The organism is Shewanella sp. SW32 (assembly GCF_025653365.1).
GTDB classification, from domain to species: Bacteria; Pseudomonadota; Gammaproteobacteria; order Enterobacterales; family Shewanellaceae; genus Shewanella; species Shewanella oncorhynchi.
Genome location: NZ_JAKKSJ010000039.1, coordinates 23,075 through 35,475 on the forward strand (window position 1 = coordinate 23,075; position 12,401 = coordinate 35,475).

Annotated in this window: 10 protein-coding genes; 3 read left to right on the forward strand and 7 right to left on the reverse strand. The window is 42.6% G+C overall.

Annotation, left to right across the window (positions count from 1 at the left end; all coding sequences use genetic code 11):
• Positions 1 to 291: 291 nt before the first annotated feature.
• The 5 genes from L5M28_RS19525 to L5M28_RS19545 all read right to left on the reverse strand — a co-directional run bounded on the left by L5M28_RS19525 (position 292) and on the right by L5M28_RS19545 (position 7,272).
• Complete coding sequence (locus L5M28_RS19525) at positions 292 to 477, reverse strand: DUF3545 family protein (protein WP_006080618.1); 186 nt, start codon at positions 475 to 477, stop codon at positions 292 to 294.
• Positions 478 to 693: 216 nt separating this feature from the next.
• Positions 694 to 2,331, reverse strand: coding sequence for a glucose-6-phosphate isomerase (pgi, locus tag L5M28_RS19530; RefSeq protein ID WP_219252934.1), 1,638 nt, complete (start codon positions 2,329 to 2,331; stop codon positions 694 to 696).
• Positions 2,332 to 2,350: 19 nt separating this feature from the next.
• Positions 2,351 to 3,307 carry a transaldolase gene (tal, locus tag L5M28_RS19535; RefSeq protein WP_263204219.1) on the reverse strand — a complete coding sequence of 319 codons (957 nt, stop codon included), beginning with the start codon at positions 3,305 to 3,307 and terminating at the stop codon, positions 2,351 to 2,353.
• A 250-nt stretch (positions 3,308 to 3,557) separates the two neighbouring features.
• Positions 3,558 to 4,667, reverse strand: a complete 1,110-nt coding sequence (locus tag L5M28_RS19540; protein WP_028760930.1) for an OmpA family protein — start codon at positions 4,665 to 4,667, stop codon at positions 3,558 to 3,560.
• 238 nt (positions 4,668 to 4,905) lie between these two features.
• Complete coding sequence (locus L5M28_RS19545; RefSeq protein ID WP_105249944.1) at positions 4,906 to 7,272, reverse strand: phosphoketolase family protein; 2,367 nt, start codon at positions 7,270 to 7,272, stop codon at positions 4,906 to 4,908.
• Positions 7,273 to 7,700: 428 nt separating this feature from the next.
• Between L5M28_RS19545 and L5M28_RS19550 the strand changes: the two genes are divergently transcribed.
• A complete protein-coding gene (locus L5M28_RS19550; protein WP_113941318.1) occupies positions 7,701 to 9,143 on the forward strand; it encodes an alanine/glycine:cation symporter family protein in 1,443 nt (480 codons plus the stop codon).
• Positions 9,144 to 9,272: 129 nt separating this feature from the next.
• Positions 9,273 to 10,046 carry a peroxide stress protein YaaA gene (gene yaaA, locus L5M28_RS19555; RefSeq protein ID WP_263204220.1) on the forward strand — a complete coding sequence of 258 codons (774 nt, stop codon included), beginning with the start codon at positions 9,273 to 9,275 and terminating at the stop codon, positions 10,044 to 10,046.
• Positions 10,047 to 10,111: 65 nt separating this feature from the next.
• Here yaaA and L5M28_RS19560 read toward each other — a convergent pair whose 3' ends face one another.
• Entirely contained in the window at positions 10,112 to 11,515 is a 1,404-nt protein-coding gene (locus L5M28_RS19560) for a M28 family metallopeptidase (protein WP_131525271.1), read from the reverse strand.
• Between the two features lie 136 nt (positions 11,516 to 11,651).
• Here L5M28_RS19560 and L5M28_RS19565 point away from each other — a divergent pair, with 136 nt between their 5' ends.
• A complete protein-coding gene (locus tag L5M28_RS19565) occupies positions 11,652 to 11,948 on the forward strand; it encodes an ArsR/SmtB family transcription factor (protein WP_006084975.1) in 297 nt (98 codons plus the stop codon).
• Between the two features lie 63 nt (positions 11,949 to 12,011).
• On the opposite strand, the gene rpsT is transcribed toward L5M28_RS19565, so the two are convergent.
• On the reverse strand, positions 12,012 to 12,278 hold the full coding sequence (gene rpsT / locus L5M28_RS19570) for a 30S ribosomal protein S20 (protein ID WP_011790375.1): 267 nt from the start codon (positions 12,276 to 12,278) through the stop codon (positions 12,012 to 12,014).
• Positions 12,279 to 12,401 lie beyond the last annotated feature (123 nt).

Here is a 12,401-nt window from a genome sequence, read left to right on the forward strand (position 1 = left end):
CCATGTTGTCGGCTTAAGCTGGTGTTTTTATACGGCTGAGGAGCACATTTTTGATTCTGGTGGCGATGTCTCGTGAGCCAAAGTTGGTTGGAATTTGTAAAGTATTATCGGAGTCGATGATGTTCGGTGCCATCGTAAGCTACTGTTGTTGATTTATTTTTTAAAATTCCTGCCCGTAAGACTATATCCCGCTTATATTCTGTTTGCTCCAATAGTTGTAAATAAAAAAAGCGCCGAAGGGCGCTTTTCTATTCATGTTTGAAATGATAACTAGCTCATATAAACATGTAATTACAACTGGATAGCATCAATATCGTAGTTAAAGTTATTATCGATTTCTTGGAGTTCTTTGAGCAAACGATGCTTATCTTTTAACGCTTCGATCTCACGCCATTTACGCTTTTTATTGGAGCCTCGCGAACGATCGGGTCTTTCAACGACTTCATCTAGCGCACAACCATAATCTAAACGATCCATGGCAACCTCCTGTTGTTGTATGTTTTGTCAGCGATTAAATAACATATTTTTAAAACAGGGTGCAAGAATTATGTTTCATTTGTGTTAAGTTGAAATGAACTTTGAGTGACATGTCATTGATGTTATATGCAGAAGTAGAGCGGAGTTAAGTAGGAAAATTTAATAAAAAGAACGGGGTAGAATTAAAAAGCCAGCAATTGCTGGCTTTTTGTTCGATTAGATTTTGCCTTGTCGATAAAGGTTAATCAATGCGTTGCTTGAGGCATCTAAAGCATCGGAATCTTGCTCTGCGCCAATGCGTGCTAACACATCGTTACCGAGATTCTTACCGAGTTCTACACCCCATTGATCGAAGGAGTTGATATCCCAAATAGCACCTTGAACGAATGTTCTATGTTCATACAAGGCAATTAAAGCGCCTAGGGTACTTGGTGTGAGCTTATCCATAAGTAAGGTATTGCTCGGCTTGTTACCAGGCATGACTTTATGTTGAGCGATCAGCTGCTTCTCTGTGGCGGATAATGCGCTATTAGCAAGTTCGGCTAAAGCTTCATCAAAAGTACGACCTTGCATTAAGGCCTGGGTTTGACCGAAGCAGTTTGACGCTAATTGGTCATGGTGCTCACCGATAGGATTATGGCTTTGCAGCGGCATAATGAAATCGGCAGGGATCAGTGCGGTACCTTGATGTAATAGCTGGTGGTAGGCATGTTGGCCATTAGTGCCTTCGCCCCCCCAAATGACGGGACCTGTGCTGTAGTCAACATCAGTACCATTTAAGGTGACTGACTTACCGTTACTTTCCATGTCGAGCTGCTGGAAGTAAGCGGGTAGGCCTCGCAGATAATGATCGTAGGTTAATACTACATGGGACTGAGCATTAAAGAAGTTTCCGTACCATAGAGAGAGTAATCCCATGATAACTGGCATATTCTCAGTCAGTGGCGCTGTAGCAAAGTGCTCATCCATTTGATGCGCACCCGTGAGTAGAGCTCTGAAGTTATCCATACCGATCAAAAGTGCAATCGGCAAGCCAATCGCTGACCAGAGAGAGTAACGGCCACCAACCCAATCCCACATAGGGAAAATATTGTTTGCATCAATACCAAAATCTGTCGCTTTTGCCACGTTTGAAGTGACTGCGACAAAGTGTTTTGCCACATCAGACTGCAAACCGCCTTTCGCTAGGAACCAGTCTCTTGCGGTGAGGGTATTAGTTAAGGTTTCCTGTGTCCCGAAAGATTTGGATGACATGATGAACAAGGTCGTTTCAGGATCCAGTAACTTCAGCTTCTCACTAATAGAAGTCCCGTCGACGTTTGCCACAAAGTGACAATTTAATTCGGGGTTCCAATAAGGGCGCAACGCTTGAGAGACGATTTTGGGGCCTAGGAAAGAGCCGCCAATACCAATACTTACAATATCGGTTATCGCTTTACCTGTGTAACCTTTCCATTGACCTGACGTCACTGAGTTCACAAACCCTTGCATCTTATCTAGAGTTTGTTGAACTTCAGGAACTATGTCTTGACCCTCAGCAATAATCGATTGTTCTGCAGTACTGCGAAGCGCTGTGTGCAGTACGGCGCGCTTCTCTGTGGTGTTAATGATTTCACCTGCAAACATCGCTTTGATTTTTGCTTCAAGTTGGCTATTGCTTGCCAACGCAAATAACAGATCCAGCGTTTCCGCTGTTGCTCTGTTTTTAGAGTAATCCAGTAATAAACCACAGGCTGATAGCGACATTTTATTGAAACGTGCCGCGTCAGTTGCAAACAATTCCCGCATATGCGGAACATTTTTACTGTGTGCTGATAAAGCTTGCCATGTTGAGCTTTGGGTCAAGAGTGTCATTTCACCGTCTCCAGAGTGCTTAGTTCGCGAGCTTAGCCGTGAGCATGACTTCGAGCTTACCTTGGTCTATCGCAAAGTTTCGAATGCCTTCGGCAAGCTTATCAACCGCCATTGGATCTTGGTTAAAGTCCCAACGGAATTGTGCTTCAGTCAATGGGGGTTCTGCAGCGACAGTGGTCGTTGCTGCAACCAGTTTAGGTGTGATGTCAACTTGCGAATTAGCCAGTTCTTCTAATAGAGAAGGGCCAATGGTCAGACGATCGCAACCTGCTAGCTCAATAATTTCACCGATATTACGGAAACTTGCACCCATAACAACAGTGCCAAAACCGTGTTGTTTGTAGTAATTATAAATTTCAGTCACTGAAATGACACCAGGGTCATTTACGGCATTGTAATTTTTACCCGTATCTTTTTTGTACCAATCAAGTATGCGGCCTACAAAAGGAGAAATGAGATAAGCACCCGCTTCGGCACACGCACGCGCTTGAGCAAAGCTAAATAGTAGGGTTAAGTTGCAGTTGATGCCTTCTTGCTCTAGTTCTTTAGCGGCACAAATGCCTTCCCAAGTTGAAGCGAGTTTGATCAGAATGCGTGATTTATCTACACCCGCTTCTTTATATAGGCGAACCAATTTATGGGCTTTAGCGATTGATTTTTCTTTATCGAATGATAAACGGGCATCAACTTCAGTTGAAATACGGCCAGGAACGAGTTTCAGTATTTCTACGCCGATATTGACCGCGAGTTTGTCGCTGGCATCATCAAGTTGCTGCACGAGATCGGTACTTTGTGATTTTGCCCAGTCGATAGCGTTATCTATAAGGGATTCATATTCAGGAATTTGAGCCGCTTTCAAGATGAGTGATGGATTAGTGGTCGCATCTTCAGGTTGGTAGCGTTTAATCGCTTCGATGTCGCCTGTGTCAGCGACGATAGTGGTATATAACTTGAGTTGCTCTAATGTATTGGCCATGAAAAACATCCTTCTCAGGTAGCAGTTTTAACTCGGAATTCACTGATGACTATTAGAAGCGATTTTGCCAACTTTTCCAACCTTGAATGTAAAAAAATTACAAAAATGACAATTTTATGTCTATTAAGGTATGGCTCGAGCTACGGGCTATCATCTTGGCTGCAGTAGAGGGCGTCGCTTGTCCTAGTGTATACCCCACAAAAACAAAAAGTCGCTGCAAGCAGCGACTTTTTTACTTCAGTAAGTACTATTACTTCAGAACAGGTTGTTTTGTTGTGGTAGTCACGATAGCTTCGATGCGACGGTTCGCAGCGTGAGCTTCTTTTGAATCACCAGCAACCAATGGCTGAGTAACACCGTAACCGTTAGAAGTTACGCGGCTTCCGCTGATACCATATTTCTCTACAAGAATCTTGGCAACGGCGTCAGCACGTTTGTCAGACAATTCCATGTTGTATTCTGGTTTACCTACATTTGAGGCGTGACCTGCGATTTCAACAGTGAAAGCTGGGTTTTTGTTCAAATAGTTAGCTAATCTTTCGATGTCTTTGTAGTAAACATTTTTAACTACAGCAGAATCGTTAGCAAACTGGATTGAACCTACGTCTTCTTTGTTCTTCACGTTTTCATAGATAGTACAGCCAACAGAGTCAACTTTGTGAGTTGCTGGTGTTGCTGGACATTGATCTTTGTCGTCGTAAACGCCATCGTTGTCAGAATCAACCGGTGCTGCTGCAACGACTGCTGCGGCAACTGGAGCTGCTGCAACTGGAGTTCCGAAACGGTAGCTCAGTTCTAGACCCCAGTAGTTGCTATCAGCTTCAACAATATTGTAATCATCATTTAAGTTTTCATAACGACGATATTTAGCTTGTAATTTTAAGTTGTCAGTGAAGTTATAACCAACACCAGCACCTAAATATGGAGCAAAATCATTTGTACTGTATTTGCTCGACGTTACACCATTGTTTTGGCTGTTTTCGAGTGAATAGTACATTGCACCAGCTTCAGCTGATAGGCTCCAGCGGTTAGCTAGTGGCCAAATACCAACTAGACCAAGTGTAGAACCTTTTACGCTTGCATCATTGCTGATACCCGCTGCGTTCCAATCTGCATTACCTAAATCACGGAAGCCGATTTCAGCACCGAAGTAATCGTTGAACATGTAGCCTGCGAAAACATCCCAAGCGTATGGACTGTCTTCACCGTTCTGAGTGGCAACGTGCTCATAGTTATTAACGCCTAAACCGGCACCAACATACCAAGGTGTAAGTTCCTGAGATGCGCTGGCTGCGAGTGGAAGCAGAGATGTCAGTAATACTACTTTTAATGTGTTCTTCATCATTTTATTTACGTCCATTGATTATGATTCTCCACCAATATGCTTTGCTGGTTTTGTGCAAAACATTGCTAGCACTTAGTGTGGGGATCCTTTGATATTTTAGCCAGCGGTTAATTATCACTTGGTTTGTTAACTTTTTCCAGTATTAAGATCAACCTTTTAAAGGTTGTCATTCTGTAACTGGTATTTTTAATGCAAAAAAGGCACTCCGAAGAATGCCTTTAAATTACAATCTAATGTTAATTAGATGTTTCTATTAGCGTGTCCATACCCAATTTTCGATTTCCACTGGGTCTACACCATTCGCTTTAATATAGTTGCGGTGGTCAACTAATCTTTGCAGCATATCAGTGGTAATAGAGACGTGCATAGTTTCATCAATAACACCCTGTTGGAACAGCTTGTAAGCCATATCAATTACAAGGTGATAGCGTGATGTACCGTTACGAACACCCATATCAAATGGCGTTGTTGTTGAACCTTCTTCTTCGTAGCCTTTAATTCTGAAGCGACGGCTGCCTTTGTAATCAAAAATTAACTTTTTGATTGTATTTGGGTAACCATGGTAGTTGAATACCACGCCTTTATCTTGAGTAAATATTTCGTCCATTAACCAAGGTTTTTCTTTAAATTTACGGCTACCTAAGCCATCACTGCTTAATTCAGTGACACTAACGAAGCGGATTTTCACTCTTGGAAGGAGTTCTCTGATTAATACTAGAGAAGCCATACATTCTTGAGTGACATAATCACCACAACCTGCCAGCACAATATCGGGATTCTCATCTGAGGCAAAATCCCACACCATTACGCCGTCTTTTGTTTGTTTACGCGCTTCTTCCAAGCTTAGCCATTGTGGTAACTCTTTTTTACCTGCAACCAGAATATTGAGTTTGTCACGGTCTGCGAAGGCTCGCTCTGTATAAACTAATGTGCTGTTGGCATCTGCGGGTAAGTAAGCCGAGATTATTTTTGGATGTTTCTCCAGCATAGCCCCAAGGAAAGATGGGTTTTGATGTGAATAGCCATTATGATCTTGGCGCTCAAGTAATGAAGATAATACGACATTACAGGCTGGCAGTGGCTTACGGAAATGTACACCTTGGCTGGCGTAGACATATTTACAGTACTGATCGGCCATCGATGAGATAACTTGTGAGAATGCTTCGTAGGTGGGTAGCATGCCGTGGCGGCCTGTTACTGTGTAACCATGTAGCATGCCAAAAAGTAAGTTTTCAGAAAGCAGTTCAATGACTCGACCTTCACGGGACATATCTTCATCCCAACTCTCAATTGGCCACTGCCATGCACGATCGGTTTCTTCAAATACTGCTTGTAATTGATTTGAATAGGTTTCGTCAGGACTAAAAATACGTAGATTACGTTGGTCGCGGTTTAACTTGAATGCATCGCGCATCCATTCGCCCATTTTTAACATTGAATAGCCACGTTGACCACGTGGTACTTCTGGGCCATAGCTGAGTTTTTCAAGATCTGGATTGGTTAATGCTCTAACAACTTCTCCGCCATAGGTTAAATGTTGACGGCCACAGGCAAGTTGTTTAGGTGGGATTAATGAACAAATGTCGGCATCAAAAATCAGTTCGCCTTTTTCATTCATTTGGTAGAGTTCTTGGAAGTCGTAACTGGCAAGCCAATTATCCAGCGCATCTAAATGACCCTTATCAGTGGCACATTTATTGACGATTACTTGATGCGATTCGCAGTTACCTTCTAATTTCTTACCTTTATATTCACTGACACCAGTCCAACCTTTGGCTGTACGCATTAAAATGACTGGCCATTTTGGTTTAACTACATCTTCGCCACTGCGTGCTCGACGTTGAATGTCATTGATCATGGTATAAGCGGTATCCATGGCATTTGTCATCTGCACATAGATATCTTCTTCTAATTCGTTATCAACTATGATGGGGAAATAGCCAAGACCACGGAATTCAAGATCCAGTTCTTCATGGCTCATACGTCCCATGCGGGTAGGACCGGAAATCTTATAGCCGTTAATATGCACAATTGGCAATACTGCACCGCTGGTCGCTGGTGAAACTAAGCGGTTTGCATACCAAGATGCGGCTAATGGTCCCGTTTCTGCTTCGCCGTCACCAATTAAGACGGTTGCGATCAGATCTGGATTATCTAATACTGCCCCCCAGCCTACTGAGAGTGAGTAGCCTAATTCGCCACCTTCAAGAATTTGTCCTGGTGCTTCAGGGTTTGCATGTGAAGGATAACCATAAGCGGCAGAAAACTTCTTACAAATATCTTCGATGCCAGTTTCATTGTAGGGAATAGTTTCTGGATAGAAATGACTTAAAGAGCCTTCAATGAATAAGTTTGCTTGTACAGCGGGAAAACCATGGCCTGGACCGACTAAATAGATAAAAGAGCGGTTATGCTTCACTATCAAGCGGTTAATGTTGGCATAGACAAAGTTAATACCTGGGCAGGTACCCCAATGGCCAAGTAAACGTGGCTTGATATCAGTATGGGCAAGTGGACGTTTATGTAAGACGTTTTGTTTGAGGTAAATTTGCGAGGTCGCAAGAAAGTTTGTCGCTCTGACATACTTTTTCAGAGCATTGATTTCATGTATTTGTGTCATGTTAAGCCTCACTAAAACAAACAAGAGATGATTGAAGTTTCTATGGGGTTACTATATTTGTAGTTTTATTACAAAAATGTGCCCTACATCCAAATTTTAAAAGTTGTTTTTGCTGTTAAAAATAATAGCGCAACTTAGGCCTTTTGTTAATCTAGCTTTAACAGTAGCTTAGCTAGTGTTGTAAGACGTGATGTCAATGACGTTTAACTGTGCAAACGCGAGCTTGATCACATGAGCAATTTCGAATACTGTGCTATTTTGCTGCGTTGAATTCGGTAGCCGTGATGTTGTAAATTCACGGAAGGATAATTTGAAAAAATAAATCTACCGAAATTCTTACCTTTAACTTGGAAGGATTCATTCACCACAGATGTTGTACCTTTAATTACAATTAGAGGAGCATTTGCTACGGGAAGAAGTAAAATAATATGTTAGAAACCATAGTTAATTTTTTGAATGCGCTACTTTGGGGTAAGTTGTTAGTATATGGACTAGTAGGAGCTGGTCTCTATTTCACCATTAGACTTGCCTTTATTCAGTTAACCCACTTTAAACATTCCATCAAAGTTATGACCATGAGTCGGCAAGGTTGCGATAGCGGTCTTTCTTCATTTCAAGTCTTTTGTACGAGTATGGCAGCCCGTGTCGGTGCTGGTAATATGGCCGGTGTCGCTGTTGCTATTGGTGCTGCGGGTCCAGGTGCAGTATTTTGGATGTGGCTTATCGCTATTTTAGGTATGGCGACTGCTATGGTTGAATCAACCTTAGCGCAGGTTTATAAAGTCCGAGATCATAATGGCCAGTTCCGCGGTGGTCCTTCCTACTACATGGAAAAAGGATTGGGTCAGAAATGGATGGGCATTTTATTTGCTGTCTTTTTGATCATTGCTTTTGGTTTAGTATTCAATGCAGTACAAGCTAACACTATTACCGGTGCCATGGAGCGAGTATTTGGTTTTAATCCAACCTATGTAGGGATTGGGCTAGTTATTGCCAGTGGATTTGTGATTGTCGGTGGTCTACGTAAAGTCGCGCGAGTATCTGAATTTCTTGTCCCCATTATGGCCTTAGCCTACATTCTTGTAGCCTTCATTATCGTTATTTTCAACCTAGAACAATTACCTGCGATTATTAGCTTAATTGTGAAAAGTGCTTTTGGTTGGCAAGAGGCTGCCGCTGGCGGCGTGGCTTATACTGTCGCGCAGGCAATGCAAGCGGGTATTGCTCGTGGACTTTTCTCGAATGAAGCGGGTATGGGCAGTGCGGCGAATGTCGCGGCAAGTGCATCGCCTAACCCTAATCATCCAGCATCCCAAGGTTTTGTGCAGATGATGGGCGTGTTTGCGGATACTATCGTTATCTGTACTGCAACGGCTGCGATAATCCTGCTATCAGGGGATATTGGCTCGAGTGATGATGGGATTCGATTAACCATTAATGCCATGTCTGCACATGTTGGCGACTGGGGTGGCGCATTTATTGCGGTGGCTATTTTCTTATTCTGCTTTACATCCATCATAGCCAATTACTCATACGCTGAAACAAATGTGATGTATTTAATGGGAAATAGTACCAAAGCACTGCCCTTATTCCGTTTGTGTGTGCTTGGCATGGTCATGTTTGGTGCCGTCGCTAAGATAAGTTTAGTGTGGAACTTGGCTGACGTTTCGATGGGGTTGATGGCGACGGTAAACATTGTTGCTCTATTACTATTATCGGGTCTGGCAATTCGCGTTATTAATGATTATCGCGAACAGATCAACGCGGGTAAGACTCCAGAATTCGATCGTAGTAAATTTCCTGAGTTGATGGATCAGCTTGATGATGATATTTGGCAAGATACCAGTCTTGTGCCGGCTAAAAAGCTTTAATTAGCCTAGCGCATCGACAATAGGCATTACTGATTGTTGTAATCGAAAAGACCACGCTGTTAAAGCGTGGTTTTTTTATGCTCGTTCAGTATCATAGGCATATATTTTTGTTTCTGTTGGGAGTTTTTGATGTTGATATTGGTTTCGCCGGCGAAGACCTTAGATTTTGAACAGCCGCCACTGACGCAGGTGTATTCACAACCTGATTTTTTAACTTATAGTCAGGAGTTGATCCAAGTGTGTCGGCAATTGCCCCCTACAGACATCGCCACTTTAATGAAAGTGAGTGATAAAATTGCGGGTTTAAATGCGGCACGTTTTGGGGAGTGGCGGCCAGATTTTAGTTTAGATAATGCAAAACAGGCCATTTTTGCTTTTAGAGGCGATGTGTATACTGGCTTTGATGCTGATACATTGTCTGAAGATGAAATTGCTCGAACTCAGTCACAACTACGTATTTTATCTGGACTTTACGGTTTGCTCAGACCGCTGGATTTAATTATGCCTTATCGTTTAGAAATGGGCACGGCACTTTCTAATCCTAAAGGTAAAAACCTATATGAGTTTTGGGGAGAGACGTTAACTCAAGCGGTAAATGAAACGCTTGCTGAAACGAGTAGTGATATTATTGTCAATCTTGCATCTAATGAATATTTTAAAGCAATAAAGCCTAAAAAACTTCAAGGGCAATTAATTTCACCCATATTTAAAGATTGTAAAAATGGCCAATATAAAGTGATCAGTTTTTTTGCTAAGCGTGCTAGAGGCATGATGGCGAGATATCTCATTACGCATCAAATTAACACTTTAGATGAATTAAAAGCATTTAATGTTGCTGGTTATTATTATAGTGAAGAGCAGAGTTCCCTAACAAATCCAACGTTTTTACGTGAAGAGCAATAGCGAAATATCGATAAGATGTTAATTGATAGAGAACAGCTAATGCTGTTCTCTATATCATTGATGGCCTATTTTTCAGATTGGGTGACTAAAGGCGTTAATGTCACCGTTGAATTTGCCATGATATAAGCAAATTGTGCGTAGGCGGCGACGTTTTGAGCCAATGCGGCAGGGTCGATTTTATCTAAAGTATCATTCGGTGTGTGATGGTAATCGAAATAATCGTGGCCATCTTGCCTCAGAGATGCAACTGGAACACCTAATGCGGGGAGCATAGATACGTCTGGCCCACCAGAAGCTTGGTTATTGCCCAGTGCAACGCCATTGAATGACATAGGGCTGAGCGCCTGCTGTACTTCGGTGAATATGTTCTCATTCACTTTAGTATCGATTTGATAAATTCTACCGGCCCCAAAATCAGACTCTGCAGCTATGTAGTGCAGCGGTAATTCAGCTTTATGAGCCTCTGCATACGCTTTACCACCAACGAGCCCAACTTCTTCAGCGGCATATAGCACGACTCTAACAGTGCGAGCGGGTTTTATGGGGAGATCTTGAATATGCTTGGCTGCAGCCGTCACAATGGCGACACCAGCGCCATCATCAATCGCGCCAGTACCCTCATCCCAGGAATCTAAATGAGCACCAATGAGCACTATTTCATTGGGCTTACTACTGCCCGTTACTTCGGCAATGACATTGTAGGAAGTATTAAAACCTAAGTTTTTTGGCGACATATGCAATTCGAGCAGGGCATTAGGATCGCGTTTTAGCAATGCACCAACCAAATCTGCATCGGGATTTGACATGGCAGCCGCGGGGATCTTAGGCACGCCATCTTGGTAGCGCATGATGCCAGTATGGGCCATGCGGTCATGATCTGTGCCAATAGAGCGGATCACGATAGCAACTGCGCCTTTTTGTGCTGCAGCGACTGCCCCTTTCGAGCGGCCACCAACGCTTTTACCATAACCTTCACCAGTGATATGGCGCTCTGTTTTTTGGTCAATAAAAACAATCTTACCTTGCACCTCTTCAGGCTTGGCTTGTTGTAATGCCTCTAGGCTATCAAAGCGCGCGATTTTAGCTTGTATACCTCCAGCAGGAGTCGCAATACTGCCACCAAGCGCAGTAATGACCAACGGCTGTTCTACAGGGACGGTGATTTTGGCTTTGGCTTCACCGCGCTCCCAAATTGGCACTTGTACGGCTTCTTTATAAACACGGTCAAAACCAAGGCTGGTCAGTTTATTTATCGCCCAGTTAACGGCGAGGATATCTTTTGGGCTTCCAGCAAGTCTTGGACCCACTTCAACCGTGAGTGACTCGACTAAGTCATAGCTTAATTGCGAAGATAATGCTGCCTGTTGTAATTGAATGACTTCACTAGGGGCAGTTTCTACTTGAGTTTGGCACGCACTTAAACTCCCGATTAAAAGACTCGAGAGAAGTGTAGTTTGATAGGGCTTCATTAGATTTCCTTTATTTTTATTAAGCATGTCCCATTTTTAAAAACAATCTAGCAAAAAGTGTGCTTTATGTCCCGACTATATCCGTAAGGCGACGCTATATTAGCGCAGGGGTTAGTTTTAGGAGAGAAAGTGCGTAATGAATATTGAATTAATGCAGGAGCGAGCCGATCATGCCGTAGTGCTATTAAAGGCACTCGCGAACGAACGCCGTTTATTTATTCTTTGTTATTTATTGAATGAAGGAGAAATGTGCGTTGGCGAAATGAATAAAAAATTAGGCTTAAGTCAATCGGCACTATCACAACATCTTGCTTGGTTACGCAAAGATAATTTAGTAACCACACGCAAAGAAGCGCAAACGGTATTTTATTCACTCAAGAGTGATGAAGTACGGGAGATGATTCACTTATTGAACAACATTTATTGTCATTAATAGTGTTTTTCAGATATAAAAAAACCGGCAATTGCCGGTTTTTTTCATTTGCTATGTTATAGATTAAGCAGCGATTGCTTTGATCTTAGCGTTCAAACGTGCCTTTTGACGAGCGGCTTTATTCTTGTGAATAAGACCTTTAGTCGCCATACGGTCAACGATTGGTTGTGCAACAGCAAAAGCTTCTGTTGCTGTTTTGTGATCGCCTGCTTTAATTGCAGCGATTACTTTTTTAACGTATGTACGTAACATTGAGCGACGGCTGGCGTTATGCTGACGACGCTTTTCAGATTGAAGCGCGCGCTTCTTTGCAGACTTGCTATTAGCCAAGGTGCAACTCCTAAAAACTGGATTTGATACTTTTAAAGGCCGAGGAATATGCCTGCATTTAGTCACTTTGTCAATGACTATGATTGAATATTCATCATAAAGATAAATTAATCCAACCTGCCT

What these genes read in the sequence shown, in the direction of transcription:
- L5M28_RS19525 (WP_006080618.1), bottom strand. Translation starts at nt 477, where the DNA reads ATGGATCGTTTAGATTATGGTTGTGCGCTAGATGAAGTCGTTGAAAGA.
- pgi (WP_219252934.1), bottom strand. Translation starts at nt 2,331, where the DNA reads ATGACACTCTTGACCCAAAGCTCAACATGGCAAGCTTTATCAGCACAC.
- tal (WP_263204219.1), bottom strand. Translation starts at nt 3,307, where the DNA reads ATGGCCAATACATTAGAGCAACTCAAGTTATATACCACTATCGTCGCT.
- L5M28_RS19540 (WP_028760930.1), bottom strand. Translation starts at nt 4,667, where the DNA reads ATGGACGTAAATAAAATGATGAAGAACACATTAAAAGTAGTATTACTG.
- L5M28_RS19545 (WP_105249944.1), bottom strand. Translation starts at nt 7,272, where the DNA reads ATGACACAAATACATGAAATCAATGCTCTGAAAAAGTATGTCAGAGCG.
- L5M28_RS19550 (WP_113941318.1), top strand. Translation starts at nt 7,701, where the DNA reads ATGTTAGAAACCATAGTTAATTTTTTGAATGCGCTACTTTGGGGTAAG.
- yaaA (WP_263204220.1), top strand. Translation starts at nt 9,273, where the DNA reads ATGTTGATATTGGTTTCGCCGGCGAAGACCTTAGATTTTGAACAGCCG.
- L5M28_RS19560 (WP_131525271.1), bottom strand. Translation starts at nt 11,515, where the DNA reads ATGAAGCCCTATCAAACTACACTTCTCTCGAGTCTTTTAATCGGGAGT.
- L5M28_RS19565 (WP_006084975.1), top strand. Translation starts at nt 11,652, where the DNA reads ATGAATATTGAATTAATGCAGGAGCGAGCCGATCATGCCGTAGTGCTA.